At 65.5% G+C, this 14896-nt stretch carries 27 protein-coding genes and 1 pseudogene; all 28 read right to left on the bottom strand.

Annotated features, from left to right (window positions below; all coding sequences use genetic code 11):
• Positions 1-177: 177 nt before the first annotated feature.
• Entirely contained in the window at positions 178-603 is a 426-nt protein-coding gene (gene rplQ / locus P2T65_RS19870) for a 50S ribosomal protein L17 (protein ID WP_055457969.1), read from the bottom strand.
• Between the two features lie 121 nt (positions 604-724).
• Positions 725-1741, bottom strand: a complete 1017-nt coding sequence (locus tag P2T65_RS19865; protein ID WP_019403799.1) for a DNA-directed RNA polymerase subunit alpha — start codon at positions 1739-1741, stop codon at positions 725-727.
• Between the two features lie 95 nt (positions 1742-1836).
• On the bottom strand, positions 1837-2226 hold the full coding sequence (rpsK, locus tag P2T65_RS19860) for a 30S ribosomal protein S11 (protein ID WP_019403800.1): 390 nt from the start codon (positions 2224-2226) through the stop codon (positions 1837-1839).
• A gap of 127 nt (positions 2227-2353) precedes the next feature.
• A complete protein-coding gene (gene rpsM / locus P2T65_RS19855) occupies positions 2354-2722 on the bottom strand; it encodes a 30S ribosomal protein S13 (protein ID WP_055457968.1) in 369 nt (122 codons plus the stop codon).
• 193 nt (positions 2723-2915) lie between these two features.
• Positions 2916-3500, bottom strand: coding sequence for an adenylate kinase (locus P2T65_RS19850; protein ID WP_055457967.1), 585 nt, complete (start codon positions 3498-3500; stop codon positions 2916-2918).
• Positions 3497-4831, bottom strand: a complete 1335-nt coding sequence (secY, locus tag P2T65_RS19845; protein WP_063187988.1) for a preprotein translocase subunit SecY — start codon at positions 4829-4831, stop codon at positions 3497-3499. The genes P2T65_RS19850 and secY overlap by 4 nt, the downstream gene beginning before the upstream one ends.
• Before the next feature lie 87 nt (positions 4832-4918).
• The gene (rplO, locus tag P2T65_RS19840; protein ID WP_055457965.1) at positions 4919-5395 is read right to left on the bottom strand and encodes a 50S ribosomal protein L15; all 477 of its coding nucleotides are present in this window, start codon (positions 5393-5395) and stop codon (positions 4919-4921) included.
• 13 nt (positions 5396-5408) lie between these two features.
• Positions 5409-5609 (bottom strand): 50S ribosomal protein L30, encoded by a 201-nt coding sequence (rpmD, locus tag P2T65_RS19835; protein WP_019403805.1) that lies wholly within the window; start codon positions 5607-5609, stop codon positions 5409-5411.
• A 14-nt stretch (positions 5610-5623) separates the two neighbouring features.
• Positions 5624-6187 (bottom strand): 30S ribosomal protein S5, encoded by a 564-nt coding sequence (gene rpsE, locus P2T65_RS19830; protein ID WP_019403806.1) that lies wholly within the window; start codon positions 6185-6187, stop codon positions 5624-5626.
• A gap of 233 nt (positions 6188-6420) precedes the next feature.
• On the bottom strand, positions 6421-6783 hold the full coding sequence (gene rplR / locus P2T65_RS19825; protein ID WP_055457964.1) for a 50S ribosomal protein L18: 363 nt from the start codon (positions 6781-6783) through the stop codon (positions 6421-6423).
• 12 nt (positions 6784-6795) lie between these two features.
• On the bottom strand, positions 6796-7329 hold the full coding sequence (gene rplF / locus P2T65_RS19820) for a 50S ribosomal protein L6 (protein ID WP_055457963.1): 534 nt from the start codon (positions 7327-7329) through the stop codon (positions 6796-6798).
• 36 nt (positions 7330-7365) lie between these two features.
• Positions 7366-7764: a 30S ribosomal protein S8 gene (gene rpsH / locus P2T65_RS19815; protein ID WP_019403809.1), complete on the bottom strand. Its 399-nt coding sequence runs from the start codon at positions 7762-7764 to the stop codon at positions 7366-7368.
• 12 nt (positions 7765-7776) lie between these two features.
• Complete coding sequence (gene rpsN, locus P2T65_RS19810; protein WP_055457962.1) at positions 7777-8082, bottom strand: 30S ribosomal protein S14; 306 nt, start codon at positions 8080-8082, stop codon at positions 7777-7779.
• 37 nt (positions 8083-8119) lie between these two features.
• On the bottom strand, positions 8120-8692 hold the full coding sequence (gene rplE, locus P2T65_RS19805; RefSeq protein ID WP_055457961.1) for a 50S ribosomal protein L5: 573 nt from the start codon (positions 8690-8692) through the stop codon (positions 8120-8122).
• Positions 8685-9002, bottom strand: coding sequence for a 50S ribosomal protein L24 (rplX, locus tag P2T65_RS19800; RefSeq protein WP_055457960.1), 318 nt, complete (start codon positions 9000-9002; stop codon positions 8685-8687). The genes rplE and rplX overlap by 8 nt, the downstream gene beginning before the upstream one ends.
• Entirely contained in the window at positions 9002-9370 is a 369-nt protein-coding gene (gene rplN, locus P2T65_RS19795) for a 50S ribosomal protein L14 (protein ID WP_019403813.1), read from the bottom strand. Before rplN ends, rplX begins: the two co-directional genes overlap by 1 nt.
• 219 nt (positions 9371-9589) lie before the next feature.
• On the bottom strand, positions 9590-9832 hold the full coding sequence (rpsQ, locus tag P2T65_RS19790) for a 30S ribosomal protein S17 (protein WP_055457959.1): 243 nt from the start codon (positions 9830-9832) through the stop codon (positions 9590-9592).
• Between the two features lie 10 nt (positions 9833-9842).
• The gene (gene rpmC / locus P2T65_RS19785; protein WP_055457958.1) at positions 9843-10055 is read right to left on the bottom strand and encodes a 50S ribosomal protein L29; all 213 of its coding nucleotides are present in this window, start codon (positions 10053-10055) and stop codon (positions 9843-9845) included.
• A gap of 11 nt (positions 10056-10066) precedes the next feature.
• Positions 10067-10480, bottom strand: a complete 414-nt coding sequence (gene rplP, locus P2T65_RS19780; RefSeq protein ID WP_019403816.1) for a 50S ribosomal protein L16 — start codon at positions 10478-10480, stop codon at positions 10067-10069.
• Between the two features lie 27 nt (positions 10481-10507).
• The gene (gene rpsC / locus P2T65_RS19775; protein ID WP_019403817.1) at positions 10508-11215 is read right to left on the bottom strand and encodes a 30S ribosomal protein S3; all 708 of its coding nucleotides are present in this window, start codon (positions 11213-11215) and stop codon (positions 10508-10510) included.
• A gap of 10 nt (positions 11216-11225) precedes the next feature.
• Positions 11226-11606: a 50S ribosomal protein L22 gene (gene rplV, locus P2T65_RS19770; RefSeq protein WP_055457957.1), complete on the bottom strand. Its 381-nt coding sequence runs from the start codon at positions 11604-11606 to the stop codon at positions 11226-11228.
• A 3-nt stretch (positions 11607-11609) separates the two neighbouring features.
• The gene (rpsS, locus tag P2T65_RS19765) at positions 11610-11888 is read right to left on the bottom strand and encodes a 30S ribosomal protein S19 (protein WP_055457956.1); all 279 of its coding nucleotides are present in this window, start codon (positions 11886-11888) and stop codon (positions 11610-11612) included.
• A 10-nt stretch (positions 11889-11898) separates the two neighbouring features.
• The gene (gene rplB, locus P2T65_RS19760) at positions 11899-12738 is read right to left on the bottom strand and encodes a 50S ribosomal protein L2 (protein ID WP_055457955.1); all 840 of its coding nucleotides are present in this window, start codon (positions 12736-12738) and stop codon (positions 11899-11901) included.
• A gap of 20 nt (positions 12739-12758) precedes the next feature.
• Complete coding sequence (locus P2T65_RS19755; protein WP_055457954.1) at positions 12759-13055, bottom strand: 50S ribosomal protein L23; 297 nt, start codon at positions 13053-13055, stop codon at positions 12759-12761.
• Positions 13052-13672 carry a 50S ribosomal protein L4 gene (rplD, locus tag P2T65_RS19750; protein ID WP_055457953.1) on the bottom strand — a complete coding sequence of 207 codons (621 nt, stop codon included), beginning with the start codon at positions 13670-13672 and terminating at the stop codon, positions 13052-13054. Before rplD ends, P2T65_RS19755 begins: the two co-directional genes overlap by 4 nt.
• Positions 13672-14394 carry a 50S ribosomal protein L3 gene (rplC, locus tag P2T65_RS19745; protein WP_055457952.1) on the bottom strand — a complete coding sequence of 241 codons (723 nt, stop codon included), beginning with the start codon at positions 14392-14394 and terminating at the stop codon, positions 13672-13674. The genes rplD and rplC overlap by 1 nt, the downstream gene beginning before the upstream one ends.
• A gap of 46 nt (positions 14395-14440) precedes the next feature.
• On the bottom strand, positions 14441-14749 hold the full coding sequence (rpsJ, locus tag P2T65_RS19740; RefSeq protein WP_055457951.1) for a 30S ribosomal protein S10: 309 nt from the start codon (positions 14747-14749) through the stop codon (positions 14441-14443).
• A 70-nt stretch (positions 14750-14819) separates the two neighbouring features.
• Positions 14820-14896: pseudogene (locus P2T65_RS19735) on the bottom strand (elongation factor Tu); the annotation flags it as partial.

Genomic DNA, 14896 nt, shown 5'->3' with positions numbered 1-14896 from the left:
TGTGCTGCCGTAGACGGATCCGGAAAGGTCTCTCCGGCAGATATAGTTTCCCGCGCGATTACGCGCAAAGCGGGGCGCGCCTCTCGGGCCACCTTTCTCCCACGGAGCTGGACCAAAACGGCGCAAAACAAAAGGGCGGCCGAAGCCGCCCTCGTTCAACGCCGGCAAGGCGAAGGCTCAGCTCTCGCCGGCCTCGACGACCTCTTCCTTCTGCGTCGGGCCCGAATCCTGGCCCTTGGCATCGACGTCGCGATCGACGAACTCGATCACGGCCATCGGCGCGTTGTCGCCGTAGCGGAAGCCGGCCTTCAGCACGCGCGTGTAGCCGCCGTTGCGCTCCTTGTAGCGCGGACCGAGCACGTCGAAGAGCTTCTTGACGAGGGCGACGTCGCGGATCTGGGCGATCGCCTGGCGGCGGGCGTGCAGGTCGCCGCGCTTGCCGAGGGTGACAAGCTTCTCGACCACCGGACGCAGGTCCTTCGCCTTGGGCAGCGTGGTGACGATCTGCTCGTGCTTGATCAGCGCACCGGCCATGTTGGCGAACATCGCCTTGCGGTGCTCGGACGAGCGGTTGAAACGACGATGCGCGAAACCGTGACGCATGGCTCTCTCCTTGTCTCACGGCCGCCGTGCCAAGGTACGGCCGTCCATTGTTCTTGAGGCAGTGGGCAACCGGCAATCGGAACCGAACTCCGACTGCCTCATGCCAACTGCCGATTGCTATTCAGTAGTGTTCCTCGAAGCGCTTGGCGAGCTCGTCGATGTTGTCCGGTGGCCAGCCGCTCACTTCCATGCCGAGGTGCAGGCCCATGGAGGCGAGCACTTCCTTGATCTCGTTGAGCGACTTGCGGCCGAAGTTCGGCGTGCGCAGCATCTCGGCTTCCGTCTTCTGGATGAGGTCGCCGATGTAGACGATGTTGTCGTTCTTGAGGCAGTTGGCCGAACGCACCGAAAGCTCGAGCTCGTCCACCTTCTTGAGCAGCGCCGGGTTGAAGGGCAGCTGCGGCGTCGAGACGGCGGCCTCCTCGCGGCGGGGCTCCTCAAAGTTGACGAACACGGCGAGCTGGTCCTGCAGGATGCGCGCGGCATAGGCCACCGCGTCCTCCGGGCTGACGGCCCCGTTCGTCTCGACCGTCATCGTCAGCTTGTCGTAGTCGAGGATCTGGCCCTCGCGCGTGTTCTCCACGCGGTAGGAGACCTTCTTGACCGGGCTGTAGAGGCTGTCCACGGCGATGAGGCCGATCGGCGCATCCTCGGGACGGTTGTGCTCGGCCGCCACGTAGCCCTTGCCCGTGTTGACCGTGAACTCCATGCGGATCTCCGCGCCCTCATCGAGCGTGCACAGGGCCAGCTCCGGGTTGAGGATCTCCACATCGCCGACCGTTGCGATATCACCCGCCGTGACGACGCCCGGGCCCTGCTTGCGCAGCGTCATGCGCTTGGGACCGTCGCCCTGCATCTTGACCGCGATGGTCTTGATGTTGAGCACGATGTCCGTCACGTCTTCCCGCACGCCGGGAATGGACGAGAACTCGTGCAGGACGCCGTCGATGTGCACGGCCGTCACCGCCGCGCCCTGCAGCGACGACAGCAGCACGCGCCTCAGCGCGTTGCCGAGCGTCAGGCCGAACCCGCGCTCCAGCGGCTCGGCGACGACCGTCGCCACGCGCCTGGCATCGTCACCCGGCGACACCTCGAGCTTGTTCGGCTTGATGAGCTCTTGCCAGTTCTTCTGGATCACGACCGCACCTCATGCGTGTCTCAAACGTCGGGCGGGGCACGACAGCCTCGCCCGCTACAGGCGCGGCACGGCGGCTGAGCCGTGCCGACAAGGCATCAGACGCGCCGGCGCTTGCGCGGGCGGCAGCCGTTGTGCGGAATCGGCGTCACGTCGCGGATCGACGTCACTGTGAAGCCCGCCGCCTGAAGCGCGCGCAGAGCCGATTCGCGACCCGAGCCCGGGCCCGACACCTCGACCTCGAGCGTGCGCATGCCGTGCTCGGCCGCCTTGCGCGCCGCATCCTCGGCCGCAACCTGGGCTGCATAGGGGGTCGACTTGCGCGAGCCCTTGAAGCCCATGGCGCCGGCGGACGACCAGGAGATCGTGTTGCCCTGCGCGTCGGTGATGGTGATCATCGTGTTGTTGAAGGAGGCGTTCACGTGGGCGACGCCCGACACGATGTTCTTGCGTTCACGGCGGCGAACGCGGGTGGCTTCTCTTGCCATTCTTCAGGATCCTTCAAGCGCGCCCGTCACACCAGGCGCTCGGGATTGCTGGGAGGCAGTAGTCAGTAGGCAGTAGGCAGTCGGATAATTGTCCCGATTGCCGACTGCCGATTGCCGACTGCCGGGGTTACTTCTTCTTGCCGGCGATCGGCTTGGCCTTGCCCTTGCGGGTGCGCGCATTCGTGTGAGTGCGCTGGCCGCGAACCGGCAGGTTGCGGCGGTGGCGCAGGCCGCGGTAGCACCCGAGGTCCATGAGCCGTTTGATGTTCATCGACACTTCGCGGCGCAGGTCGCCTTCGACGAGATAGTCGCGGTCGATCGTCTCGCGGATCTGCAGCACTTCCTGGTCGGTCAGTTCGTTGACGCGCCGCTCGGCCGGAATGCCGACCTTCTCGCAGATCTCGCCCGCGTTCTTCGGGCCGATGCCGTGGATGTACTGCAGCGCGATGACCACGCGCTTGCTCGTCGGAATGTTTACACCAGCGATACGGGCCATTGCCGTCTCCATGTGCCGGCCGGACAACCCGACCGGGCGTTGTGGCCTGCGTCCGGTGGAGCCCGGCCCTTGCAGGCGTCAATAAGACGAGCGACGCCGCCGCCTCTCGCGGAGGAAGCAGCATCGCTCATGAACGTAGGGCGCGTCCACTACCGCCTTGTCGAGGCAAAGTCAACCCGCCCGAACAAATCCGTCAGGCGGCGACGAGTACGCGTTCGATGTCCGCCGAGACCTTGTCGATGTCCTGCATGCCGTCGATCACGGCGAGCTGGCCCCGCTCCGCGTAATAGGGCGCGACAACCGCAGTATCACGGTTGTAGGCCGCGAGCCGGGTCTTGAAGACCTCCGGATCGTCGTCCTTGCGCACAGCTTCGCCCCGGGCCCTCGTCTCCTCGGCCCGCTTCACGATACGACCGACGAGTTCATCCTGATCCACCTTGAGCTCGACCACGGCGTCGAGCTTGAGCCCCTTGCTCTCCAGCAGGTCGTCGAGTGCCTTCGCCTGGGCGACGGTCCGCGGAAAGCCGTCGAGAATGAAACCCTTGCGGGCATCCGGCTCGTCCAGTCGCTCGGCAACGATGCCGATGACGATGTCGTCGGAGACGAGCTGTCCGGCATCCATGACCGCCCGGGCCTTCAGGCCGATGGGCGTCCCCGCGGCCACAGCGGCGCGCAGCATGTCGCCGGTCGAAAGCTGCGGTATGCCGTAGCGGGCCACCAGCCGCTTGGCCTGTGTGCCCTTGCCCGCTCCCGGCGGCCCCAACAGAATGAGCCTCATTTGCGCCTTGCCCCCCGCAGCTTGGCCTTCTTCACCAACCCTTCGTACTGATGGGCGAGAAGATGCCCATGCACCTGCGCGACCGTATCCATGGTCACGCTCACGACAATGAGGAGCGATGTGCCACCGAAATAGAACGGCAATGCGGCATAGGAGATGAGAATCTCCGGAATGAGGCAGATCAGCGCCAGATAGGCCGCGCCGATGACCGTGATGCGCGTCAGTACCGTATCGATATAGTCGGCGGTGCGCTCGCCGGGCCGGATGCCCGGAATGAAGCCGCCATGCTTCTTGAGATTGTCCGCGGTCTCCATCGGATTGAACACGATGGCCGTATAGAAGAACGCGAAAAAGACGATCAGCGCCACGTAGAGGATCATGTACACGGGCCGGCCGTGGCCGATATAGGCCGAGATCGTCGACAGGATGCCGGTACCCTGGTCCTGCGAGAAGGTGGCAATTGTCGTCGGCAGCAGCAGCAGCGACGAGGCGAAGATCGGCGGGATCACGCCGGCCGTGTTGAGCTTGAGCGGCAGGAAGGACGTCTGCCCCTCGTACATGCGGTTGCCGACTTGGCGCTTGGGATAGTTGATCAGCAGCCGGCGCTGGGCGCGCTCCATGAAGACGATAAAGGCGATGACGGCGACCGCCATCACGATCACGCCCAGGATGAGGCCGGTCGAGACCGCGCCCTGGCGGCCGAGCTCGAGCGTGCCGGCCACCGCCGATGGCAGCTCCGCCACGATGCCCGCGAAGATGATGAGCGAAATGCCGTTGCCGATGCCACGCGAGGTGATCTGCTCGCCGAGCCACATCAGGAACATGGTGCCGCCCGTCAGCGTGATCACCGTCGAGATGCGGAAGAACATGCCGGGATCCTGCACCACGTTGCCGGAGCTCTCGAGCCCGATCGCGATGCCATAGGCCTGGAACACGGCCAGGAGCACGGTCAGATAGCGCGTGTACTGGTTGATCACCTTGCGGCCCTGCTCACCCTCCTTCTTGAGGGCCTCGAGCGTCGGCACGACGCTGGTCAGGAGCTGCACGATGATTGATGCCGAGATGTACGGCATGATGTTGAGGGCGAAGATGGCCATGCGGCCGACCGCTCCACCCGCGAACATGTTGAAGAGGCCAAGCACGCCGGCCTGCGCCTGGCGGAAGATGTCCGCGACGGCATTGGGATCGATGCCCGGCAGTGGAATGTAGGTGCCGACGCGATAGACGACGAGGGCGGCGAGCGTGAACCAGATGCGCTTCTTGAGTTCCTCGGCCTTGGCCAAGGCCCCGAAATTCAGATTCGCTGCGAGCTGTTCAGCTGCCGATGCCATATCGCTTCATCCCTTACGATCCCCCGCATGGACGCGGCGGCCGGAGAAGGCCCCAGCCGCCGCACCGTTGCTCAAGTGGGATCTAGCTCACGCTTCCGCCACGGACTGCGCGAGAATCTTCACCGAACCGCCGGCCTTCTCGATGGCCGAAACCGCGTTCTTGGACGCGCCGGCGACCTCGAACACGAGCTTGGCGGTGAGCTCGCCCTGGCCGAGGATCTTCACGCCGTCGCGCGCACGGGCGCAGATGCCGGCGGCGACGAGCGCCTCGACCGTGACCGGAGCCGCGGCGTCGAGCTTGCCGGCATCGACGGCCTCCTGGACGCGGCCCACGTTGACCTCGTTGAGATCACGCGAGAAGGGGTTCCAGAAGCCGCGCTTCGGCAGGCGCCGGTAGAGCGGCATCTGGCCACCCTCGAAGCCCTTGATGCGCACGCCCGAGCGGGAGGTCTGGCCCTTGACGCCACGCCCGCCGGTCTTGCCCTTGCCCGAGCCGATGCCCCGGCCGATGCGCATGCGCTTCTTGGTCGCGCCTTCGTTATCGCGAATGTCAGTGAGTTTCATGGGTCTTCCCTCCTCACTGCTCGTCGACGACGCGCACGAGGTGCTTGACGCTCGCGATCATGCCGCGCACGGCGGGCGTGTCCTCGAGGGTCGAGCGACGATGGAGCTTGTTGAGGCCGAGGCCGATCAGCGTCTGGCGCTGCACGCCGGGACGGCGCAGCGGGCTGCCGATCTGCACGACCGTGACGGTCTTGGCGGACTTCTTGTCAGTCATCACCAGCACTCCCCTCACGCATCGGCGCCGGCGGCCTCGGCGTCACCATCGCGACGACGGGCCTGGAGAGTGGAAACCTTGAGGCCGCGGCGGGCAGCGACCGAACGCGGGCTGTCCTCGCGCTTCAGCGCGTCAAACGTTGCCCGCACGAGGTTGTACGGGTTCGACGAGCCGAGCGACTTCGCCACGACATCGTGCATGCCAAGCGTCTCGAAGACGGCGCGCATCGGGCCGCCGGCGATGATGCCGGTACCGGCCGGAGCGGCGCGCAGGACGACGCGGCCGGCGCCCCAGCGCCCGGCAACGTCGTGATGCAGCGTGCGGCCTTCCTTCAGCGGCACGCGGACCATGCCGCGCTTGGCGGCATCGGTGGCCTTGCGGATGGCCTCCGGCACCTCGCGGGCCTTGCCGTGGCCAAAGCCGACGCGGCCCTTCTGGTCGCCGACGACGACGAGGGCGGCGAAGCCGAAGCGGCGGCCACCCTTCACGACCTTGGCGACGCGGTTGATGTGGACCAGGCGGTCCACGAACTCGCTGTCGCGCTCCTCGCGCTCACGCGGTTGACGTTCTCTAGCCATATCTTCTTCTCGACTGACGCGGGGCGGCTCCGCTCGCAAAACATGCCGCCAGTGGCAGACTCGCGCCTGCAATGTGGGACACACATGCAACGCACGAGAGCCAATGACAAGAGCCCAACCGGACTCTGAAACGCAAAAGCGGCTGCGCGCCTTTGCGTTTCACAGGCCGTTCCGGCGACGGAAACGGGCGAAGCGCCGTCTCCGGCACTCCGCCCGCCACCGGTCATCCTGCCTCAGAAGCTGAGGCCGCCCTCGCGGGCCGCTTCAGCCAGCGCCTTCACGCGGCCGTGGTAGATGAACGGTCCGCGGTCGAACACGACTTCCTTCACGCCTGCCTTGACGGCACGCTCGGCGATCAGCTTGCCGACGGCAGCAGCGGCCTCGACCGTCGCACCGGTTCTGAGCTGCTCGCGCATGTCCTTCTCCAGCGTCGAGGCCGCAACCAGCGTGCGGCCTGCAGCGTCATCGATGATCTGCGCGTAGATCTGCTTCGACGACCGGAAAACGCTCAGCCGCGGGCGGCCATTGGCGGCGGCGCGGATCGCGCGACGCACGCGCGCCGTGCGGCGTTCCGTCGCGTTGAGGTGCTTGCCCATCTCATCCGCTCCTTACTTCTTCTTGCCTTCCTTGCGGAAGATGAACTCGTCCGCATATTTCACGCCCTTGCCCTTGTAGGGCTCGGGGCCGCGGAACCTGCGGATCTCCGACGCAATCTGGCCCACCTGCTGCTTGTCGATACCCCCGACGACGATCTCCGTCGGCTTCGGCGTCGCAATCGTGATCCCCTGCGGGATCTCGAAATCGATGTCGTGGCTGTAGCCGAGGGACAGCTTCAGCACCTTGCCGGCAACAGCGGCCTTGTAGCCGACGCCGTTGATCTCGAGCTTCTTCTCGAAGCCCTTCGACACGCCTTCGATGATATTCGACAGCTGGGAGCGCGACATGCCCCAAAGGGCACGCGCACGTTTGGAATCGTCGCGCGGGTCGACCTTGATCGCCCCATTTTCGAGGACGACGATGACGTCGTCGGGAACGATGAAGAACAGCTCGCCCTTGGCGCCTTTCACCTTCACCGTCTGGCCGTCGACGCTGGCCGTCACGCCGGACGGCACCGCAACAGGCTTCTTACCGATACGAGACATTTGGCCTCTCCGTGGTTCTAGTCCGTGCCCTGAAGATCAGAAGACCTTGCAGAGCACTTCGCCGCCCACGTTCGTCTCGCGCGCCAGGTGGTCGGCCATGACCCCACGCGGCGTCGAGAGAATGGTGATGCCGAGGCCGTCGGCCACGCGCGGCATGGTATCGACCGAGGCATAGACGCGACGGCCGGGCTTCGACACACGCTCGATCGAGCGGATGACCGGCTCGCCGTCGTAGTATTTCAGCTCGATCTCGAACTCGGTCCGGCCGTTGCCGTACTCGGTCGTCGAATAGCCGCGGATGTAGCCTTCGGACTGCAGCACGTCGAGGACGCGTGCCCGCAGCTTCGAGCCGGGGGTGGAAACCTTGCCGCGACGACGCATCTGCGCGTTGCGGATGCGGGTCAGCATATCGCCGAGCGGATCGTTGATCGCCATGGGGGATCCTCCTTACCAGCTCGACTTCACAAGGCCGGGGATGAGCCCCTTCGACCCGAGCTCGCGCAGCGCGACACGCGACATCTTCAGCTTGCGGTAGTAGGCGCGCGGACGGCCCGTCACCTCGCACCGGTTGCGGATGCGCGTGGGATTCGCGTTGCGCGGAACTTCCGCCAGCTTCAGGCGCGCCTCGAAGCGCTCCTCCATCGACTTCGACTCGTCGTTGGCGATGGCGAGCAGACGCTCGCGCCGGCCCGCATACTTCTTCACAAGCCGCTCGCGCCGCTTGTTCTTCTCGACTGAACTCTTCTTCGCCATGTCTATCTCCGGTGTCCGCGTTTGAGAGAAAGGGCTCTCACTGCCGGAACGGGAAGTTGAAGTGCTTGAGGAGGGCACGCGCCTCCTCATCGGTCTTGGCGGTGGTGCAGACGATGATGTCCATGCCCCAGATCGCCTCGGCCTTGTCGTAGTTGATCTCGGGGAACACCAGGTGCTCCTTGATCCCGAGAGCAAAGTTGCCGCGCCCGTCGAACGACTTCGGGTTGAGGCCCCGGAAGTCGCGCACGCGCGGCAGCGCCACCGTGATGAGACGGTCGACGAACTCGTACATGCGGCTCTTGCGCAGGGTGACCTTGGCGCCGATCGGCATGTTCTCGCGCACCTTGAAGCCGGCGATGGCCTTCCGGGCTCGCGTGATCACCGGTTTCTGACCGGCGATGAGGCCGAGATCCTCGGCCGCCACAGACGCCTTCTTGGAGTCGTTGACGGACTCGCCGACACCCATGTTGATCACGATCTTCTCGATGGTCGGAACCTGCATGGGGTTCTTGTAGCCGAACTCCTCGATGAGCTTCGGCCGAACGACCTCGTCGTAATGCTTCTTCATGCGCGGCGTGTAGGCCGCGTCCATCTTCGCCGTCTCAGCCATCGATCAGATCTCCCGAGCGCTTGGCGAACCGAACCTTGCGCCCGTCCTCGAGCACCTTGAAACCGACGCGGGTCGGCTTGCCGTCCTTGGGATCGGCAACGGCGAGATTCGACAGGTGCACCGGCAGCTCCTTGGAGATGATGCCGCCCTCCTGGTTCGCCGTCTGGCGCTGGTGGCGCTTGACGATGTTGATGCCGCGAACGAGCGCACGCTCGTCCTTCGGCATGACCTGGACGACTTCGCCGGTGCGGCCCTTGTCGCGGCCGGTCAGCACGACAACCTTGTCGCCCTTCTTGATCTTCGCAGCCATCACAGCACCTCGGGCGCCAGCGAAATGATCTTCATGTGGTTCTTCGCGCGCAGCTCACGCGGCACGGGCCCGAAGATGCGGGTGCCGACGGGCTCCTTCTGATTGTTGATCAGAACGGCCGCATTGCGGTCGAAGCGGATGACCGATCCGTCGGCCCGGCGAATGTCCTTGGCGGTGCGCACGACGACCGCCTTCATGACGTCGCCCTTCTTGACGCGCCCGCGCGGAATGGCTTCCTTCACCGAGACGACGATGATGTCGCCGACGCCGGCATACTTACGCTTCGAACCACCCAATACCTTGATGCACATCACGCGACGGGCGCCGGAATTGTCGGCGACGTCGAGATTGGTTTGCATCTGGATCATGGCAACGATCCTTTCTGTGTCTCAAGCGGTTTCCGGCTCGGCCCTGCCTGCCGGACTACGCCTGACGGGGATCTCCCGTCCCCTCGCCTACGCATTAGCGCACGCTCCATAACCGAATGTCCGCCCCGGGGAAAGGGGGCGGACGTTCGGAAAAGCCCGTGCAACCAGATAATCGCGGGACGGCCGGCGGATTGTCGCCCGCACGACCTGTCCCGAGCCTCAGCCCTTGGTCGCCTCTTCGCGCACAACCCAGGACTTCAGCTTGGACAAGGGCCGCGACTCCTCGATCCAGACGATGTCGCCGACCTTGAACTGGTTGTTCTCGTCGTGGGCGTGGTAGTTTTTCGTCCGGCGCACCGTCTTCTTGAAGAGCGGATGCGTGAACCGGCGCTCGACCTTGACCACGACGGTCTTGTCCTGCTTGTCGCTGACGACGACGCCCTGCAATACACGTTTCGGCATAGTCGCCTCCTCAAGCCTTCGCTTCAGCGAGCTTGGCCCGCTGCAACGTGCGCACGCGCGCGATGTCCTTGCGGACCTCATGGACGCGGGCGGTGTTCTCAAGCTGCCCCGTAGCACGCTGGAAGCGAAGATTGAACTGCTCTTTCTTCAACTTCACGAGCTCGTCCTGGAGCTGATCGACCGTCATGGTCTTGAGGTCGGAGAGCCGCTGCTTGGTCTTCATCTCCCGCTCCCTCACTCGGCAATGCGCTGGATGAAGCGCGTCTTGATCGGCAGCTTGGCCGCACCGAGACGCAGCGCCTCGCGAGCGATGTCCTCGGCGACGCCGTCGAGCTCGAACATGATGCGGCCGGGCTTCACGCGGCACGCCCAGTACTCCGGCGCGCCCTTGCCCTTACCCATACGCACTTCGGTCGGCTTGTCGGTCACGGGCACGTCCGGGAAGATCCGGATCCACACGCGGCCGGCGCGCTTCATGTGGCGCGTGATGGCACGACGCGCGGCCTCGATCTGGCGCGCGGTGATGCGCTCCGGCTCGAGGGCCTTGAGGCCGAACTGGCCGAAATTCAGGTCCGTGCCGCCCTTGGCGACGCCATGGATGCGCCCCTTGAACTGCTTACGGAACTTTGTCTTCTTGGGCTGCAGCATTATCCTGCCTCCTGACCGCCGGCGGCCTTACGCCGCGGCCTCGCGACGGCCGCCGGAGCGCTGCCCGCCTTCATCGGCAAGCCGCTTGTCCTGCGCCATCGGATCGTGTTCGAGGATCTCGCCCTTGAAGATCCACACCTTGATGCCGCACGTGCCGTAGGTCGTGAACGCCGTGGCCGTGCCGTAATCGACATCGGCGCGCAGCGTGTGCAGCGGCACGCGGCCCTCGCGGTACCATTCCATCCGGGCGATCTCGGCGCCGCCGAGGCGGCCCGAGCAGTTGATACGGATGCCCTCGGCCCCGAGACGCATCGCAGACTGGACGGCGCGCTTCATCGCGCGGCGAAAGGCGACGCGACGCTCGAGCTGCTGGGCGATCGACTCGGCGACGAGCGTCGCGTCGATCTCAGGCTTGCGCACCTCGACGATGTTGATCGCCACGTCCGCGTCGGTCATCTTGGCCACGGTCTTGCGCAGCTTGTCGATGTCCGCGCCCTTCTTGCCGATCACCACGCCCGGACGGGCGGAATAGATCGTGACACGGCACTTCTTGTGCGGACGCTCGATGACGATCTTCGACACCGCCGCCTGCTTGAGCTGCTTCATCAGCGCTTCGCGGATTGCGATGTCTTCGTGCAGAAGCTTGCCGTATTCGCCCTTGTCGGCGAACCAGCGCGAGTCCCAGGTCCGGTTGATGCCGAGCCGCAGACCGATCGGGTTGACTTTCTGTCCCATCAGTTGCTCCTCACGCTTCCGCAGCGACTTCCCGAACCACGATGGTCAGGTTCGAGAACGGCTTCTCGATGCGCGCCCCGCGACCGCGGGCGCGGGCGTGGAAGCGCTTCATGACAAGCGACTTGCCGACATGCGCCTCGGCAACGACGAGATCGTCGACGTCGAGGTCATGGTTGTTCTCGGCGTTGGCGATCGCGCTCTCGAGCGCCTTCTTGACGTCGACGGCAATGCGCTTGCGGCTGAACTCGAGATCGGCGAGCGCGGTCGAGACCTTCTTGCCGCGGATCAAAGCGGCAACGAGGTTGAGCTTCTGCGGGGAGACGCGCAGGTTGCGCGCCACCGCCTTGGCCTCGTTGTCGTTGAGCGCGCGGGTAGCGGACTGCTTACCCATGCCTCACCTCCTCTTCGCCTTCTTGTCCGCCGCGTGCCCATAAAAGGTCCGCGTCGGAGAGAATTCGCCAAACTTGTGGCCGACCATCTCCTCGGTCACCAGGACCGGGACATGCTTCTGACCGTTGTAGACCCCAAACGTCAGGCCGACGAACTGCGGCAGGATCGTGGAGCGACGGCTCCAGATCTTGATCACCTCAGAGCGACCGGAACCGCGAGCGGCCTCGGCCTTCTTGAGGAGGTAGCCGTCGACGAACGGGCCCTTCCAAACCGAACGTGCCATCGCGCGCCCCTTACTTCTTCTTCCGCTGGTGGCGGCTCGTGACGATGAAATCGTCCGTCCGCTTGTTCGAGCGGGTCCTCTTGCCCTTCGTCGGCTTGCCCCAGGGGGTCACCGGATGGCGACCACCGGAGGTGCGACCTTCACCGCCACCGTGCGGGTGATCGATCGGGTTCATCGTCACGCCGCGGTTGTGCGGCCGACGGCCGAGCCAGCGCGAGCGGCCAGCCTTGCCAATCGAGATGTTCATGTGGTCCGGGTTCGACACCGCGCCCACGGTCGCGAAGCACTGGCCATGGACCAGGCGCTGCTCGCCCGAATTGAGACGCAGGATGACGTAGCCCTGGTCACGGCCGACGATCTGCGCATAGGTGCCGGCCGAGCGGGCCAGCGCGCCCCCCTTGCCGATCTTCAGCTCGACGTTGTGCACGATCGTGCCGACCGGGATGTTGCCCAGCGGCATCGCATTGCCCGGCTTGATGTCGGCCTGCTCGCCCGCCATCACCACGTCGCCCGCCGACAGGCGCTGCGGCGCGAGGATGTAGGAGAGCGTACCGTCCTCGTACTTCACCAGCGCGATGAAGGCCGAACGGTTCGGATCGTACTCGATCCGCTCGACGGTGGCGGGCACGCCCAGCTTCTCGCGGCGCTTGAAGTCGACGAGCCGGTAGCTCTGCTTGTGGCCGCCGCCGCGGAACCGCACGGTCACGCGGCCGTTGTTGTTGCGGCCACCCGAACCGGACTTGCCCTCGGTCAGCGTCTTGACCGGCTTGCCCTTGTAGAGCTCCGAACGGTCGACGATGACGAGCTGGCGCAGGCCCGGCGTGACCGGTTTGAATGTCTTCAGAGCCATCGGCTCACTCCCTCACCTGCTCAAAGACCCGTCGTCACGTCGATCGTCTGCCCCTCGGCGAGGGTGACGACCGCCTTCTTGACGTCGGAGCGCTGACCGACCATGCCGCGGAAGCGCTTGACCTTGCCCTTCGTGACGAGCGTGTTGACGCCCGTCACCTTCACGTCGAACAATTTCTCGACAGCCGCCTTGATCTGCGGCTTCGTCGCCGTCCTGGCGACCTTGAACACGACCTTGTTCTGCTCGGAGGCAGAGGTCGCCTTCTCGGTGATCACCGGAGCGACGATGACGTCGTAATGGCGCGGATCGATGCTCATTTGAAGCGTGCCTCCAGCGCGTCCACGGCGGCCTTGGTCAGGACCAGCTTGTCCCGCCGCAGGATGTCGTAGACGTTGATGCCCTGGACCGGCAGCACGTCCACATTCGGAATGTTGCGGGCCGCCAGGCCGAAATTGCCGTCCACCGTCGCGCCGTCGATGATCAGCGCATTGGTCAGGCCGAGCTTGCCGAAACGCTCCTTGAGCGCCTTGGTCTTCGGCTCGCTCACCGTCGCGGCTTCGAGAACGACGATCGATCCGTCCTTGGCCTTAGCCGAGAGGGCGTGGCGCAGCGCGAGCTGGCGCACCCGCTTCGGCAGGTCATGGTCGTGATCGCGCACGACCGGGCCGAAAGCCTTGCCGCCACCGCGGAACTGCGGCGCGGAGGCCGCGCCGTGGCGGGCGTTACCCGTGCCCTTCTGGCGGTACAGCTTCTTGGTCGTCCGGCTGATCTCCGAGCGGCCGAGCGTCTTGTGCGTGCCGGCTTGGCGCTTCGCCAGCTGCCAGCGCACGTAGCGGTGGATGAGGTCGGCCCGCGGCTCAAGGCCGAAGATCGCCTCGTTGAGCTCGATCGAGCCGGCCTTGCCGCCGTCGAGCGTCGTCACGTCGAGCTTCATCACGCGCGCTCCTCACCTTCGATCGCCGGTGCGGCCGCGCCGTTGCCACGCTCGCGGAACGCACCCGGAACCGGAGCGTCCTTCGGCAGCGCGCGCTTGACCGCGTCGCGAACCATGATCCAACCGCCGGCAACGCCGGGGACCGCGCCCTGCACCAGGATCAGACCGCGCTCCGCGTCCGTCTGGACGACGCGCAGGTTCTGGGTCGTGACCCGCTCGCTGCCGAGATGGCCGGGCATCTTCTTGTTCTTGAAGGTCTTGCCCGGATCCTGGCGGCCGCCGGTCGAACCGATGGAGCGGTGCGAGATGGACACGCCGTGCGAGGCACGAAGACCACCAAAGTTCCAGCGCTTCATGCCGCCGGCGAAGCCCTTGCCGGTCGTCACGCCCGTCACGTCGACGAACTGGCCGACGACGAAGTGGTCGGCCGTGATCTCGGCGCCCACGGGGATGACGTGCTCGGGGTCGACCCGGAACTCGGCGAGGCGCTTCTTCGGCTCCACCTCGGCAGCCGCGAAGCGGCCGCGCTCGGCCTTCGACACGTTCTTGACCTTGGCCGTGCCGACGCCGACCTGCAGCGCGGTGTAGCCGTTCTTTTCCATCGTCCGGTGCGCGACAACCTGGCAGTTGTCCACCTTCAGGACCGTGACCGGAACATGTTCCCCGGCGTCGGTGAAGACGCGGGTCATGCCGACCTTCTTTGCAATGACGCCAGAGCGCATGAGCGTATCCTCTAAGGCGTTCCCGAGGCTGATGGGCAAAAGCCCATCAGAGCCTGATTTCCACATCGACGCCCGCGGCGAGGTCGAGCTTCATGAGCGCATCGACCGTCTGCGGAGTCGGCTCAACGATGTCGAGGACACGCATATGCGTGCGCATCTCGAACTGCTCGCGCGACTTCTTGTCGATGTGCGGCGAGCGGTTGACCGTGAACTTCTTCATGCGCGTCGGCAGCGGGATCGGGCCCCGGACCTCCGCGCCCGTCCGCTTCGCGGTCGACACGATCTCGCGCGTCGACGCGTCGAGGATGCCATGGTCGAACGCTTTCAGGCGGATTCGAATATTCTGACCGTTCATAACAGACCCCTTGGGCCGACCCCGGAGAAGACCGGCGCCGCGTGGTGCGGCGCGCGGCCTTGTGCCTTGCTTACTCGATGATGGAGGCGACGACGCCGGCGCCAACCGTGCGGCCACCCTCGCGGATGGCGAAGCGCAGCTTCTCCT

The sequence above is a fragment of the Chelatococcus sp. XZ-Ab1 genome (assembly GCF_029309855.1).
Lineage (GTDB): Bacteria > Pseudomonadota > Alphaproteobacteria > Rhizobiales > Beijerinckiaceae > Chelatococcus_A > Chelatococcus_A sambhunathii.
This window is presented reverse-complemented; position numbering and strand designations above follow the sequence as displayed.

Excerpts from the sequence above, each read along its gene's own strand:
- rplQ (WP_055457969.1), bottom strand. The coding sequence starts at position 603 with ATGCGTCACGGTTTCGCGCATCGTCGTTTCAACCGCTCGTCCGAGCAC.
- rpsK (WP_019403800.1), bottom strand. The coding sequence starts at position 2,226 with ATGGCAAGAGAAGCCACCCGCGTTCGCCGCCGTGAACGCAAGAACATC.
- rpsM (WP_055457968.1), bottom strand. The coding sequence starts at position 2,722 with ATGGCCCGTATCGCTGGTGTAAACATTCCGACGAGCAAGCGCGTGGTC.
- P2T65_RS19850 (WP_055457967.1), bottom strand. The coding sequence starts at position 3,500 with ATGAGGCTCATTCTGTTGGGGCCGCCGGGAGCGGGCAAGGGCACACAG.
- secY (WP_063187988.1), bottom strand. The coding sequence starts at position 4,831 with ATGGCATCGGCAGCTGAACAGCTCGCAGCGAATCTGAATTTCGGGGCC.
- rplO (WP_055457965.1), bottom strand. The coding sequence starts at position 5,395 with ATGAAACTCACTGACATTCGCGATAACGAAGGCGCGACCAAGAAGCGC.
- rpmD (WP_019403805.1), bottom strand. The coding sequence starts at position 5,609 with ATGACTGACAAGAAGTCCGCCAAGACCGTCACGGTCGTGCAGATCGGC.
- rpsE (WP_019403806.1), bottom strand. The coding sequence starts at position 6,187 with ATGGCTAGAGAACGTCAACCGCGTGAGCGCGAGGAGCGCGACAGCGAG.
- rplR (WP_055457964.1), bottom strand. The coding sequence starts at position 6,783 with ATGGGCAAGCACCTCAACGCGACGGAACGCCGCACGGCGCGCGTGCGT.
- rplF (WP_055457963.1), bottom strand. The coding sequence starts at position 7,329 with ATGTCTCGTATCGGTAAGAAGCCTGTTGCGGTGCCGTCCGGCGTGACG.
- rpsH (WP_019403809.1), bottom strand. The coding sequence starts at position 7,764 with ATGGCGATCAACGATCCGCTCGGCGATATGCTGACCCGCATCCGCAAC.
- rpsN (WP_055457962.1), bottom strand. The coding sequence starts at position 8,082 with ATGGCGAAGAAGAGTTCAGTCGAGAAGAACAAGCGGCGCGAGCGGCTT.
- rplE (WP_055457961.1), bottom strand. The coding sequence starts at position 8,692 with ATGGCTGAGACGGCGAAGATGGACGCGGCCTACACGCCGCGCATGAAG.
- rplX (WP_055457960.1), bottom strand. The coding sequence starts at position 9,002 with ATGGCTGCGAAGATCAAGAAGGGCGACAAGGTTGTCGTGCTGACCGGC.
- rplN (WP_019403813.1), bottom strand. The coding sequence starts at position 9,370 with ATGATCCAGATGCAAACCAATCTCGACGTCGCCGACAATTCCGGCGCC.
- rpsQ (WP_055457959.1), bottom strand. The coding sequence starts at position 9,832 with ATGCCGAAACGTGTATTGCAGGGCGTCGTCGTCAGCGACAAGCAGGAC.
- rpmC (WP_055457958.1), bottom strand. The coding sequence starts at position 10,055 with ATGAAGACCAAGCAGCGGCTCTCCGACCTCAAGACCATGACGGTCGAT.
- rplP (WP_019403816.1), bottom strand. The coding sequence starts at position 10,480 with ATGCTGCAGCCCAAGAAGACAAAGTTCCGTAAGCAGTTCAAGGGGCGC.
- rpsC (WP_019403817.1), bottom strand. The coding sequence starts at position 11,215 with ATGGGACAGAAAGTCAACCCGATCGGTCTGCGGCTCGGCATCAACCGG.
- rplV (WP_055457957.1), bottom strand. The coding sequence starts at position 11,606 with ATGGGTAAGCAGTCCGCTACCCGCGCGCTCAACGACAACGAGGCCAAG.
- rpsS (WP_055457956.1), bottom strand. The coding sequence starts at position 11,888 with ATGGCACGTTCGGTTTGGAAGGGCCCGTTCGTCGACGGCTACCTCCTC.
- rplB (WP_055457955.1), bottom strand. The coding sequence starts at position 12,738 with ATGGCTCTGAAGACATTCAAACCGGTCACGCCGGGCCTGCGCCAGCTC.
- P2T65_RS19755 (WP_055457954.1), bottom strand. The coding sequence starts at position 13,055 with ATGAGCATCGATCCGCGCCATTACGACGTCATCGTCGCTCCGGTGATC.
- rplD (WP_055457953.1), bottom strand. The coding sequence starts at position 13,672 with ATGAAGCTCGACGTGACGACGCTCGACGGCGGCAAGGCCGGCTCGATC.
- rplC (WP_055457952.1), bottom strand. The coding sequence starts at position 14,394 with ATGCGCTCTGGCGTCATTGCAAAGAAGGTCGGCATGACCCGCGTCTTC.
- rpsJ (WP_055457951.1), bottom strand. The coding sequence starts at position 14,749 with ATGAACGGTCAGAATATTCGAATCCGCCTGAAAGCGTTCGACCATGGC.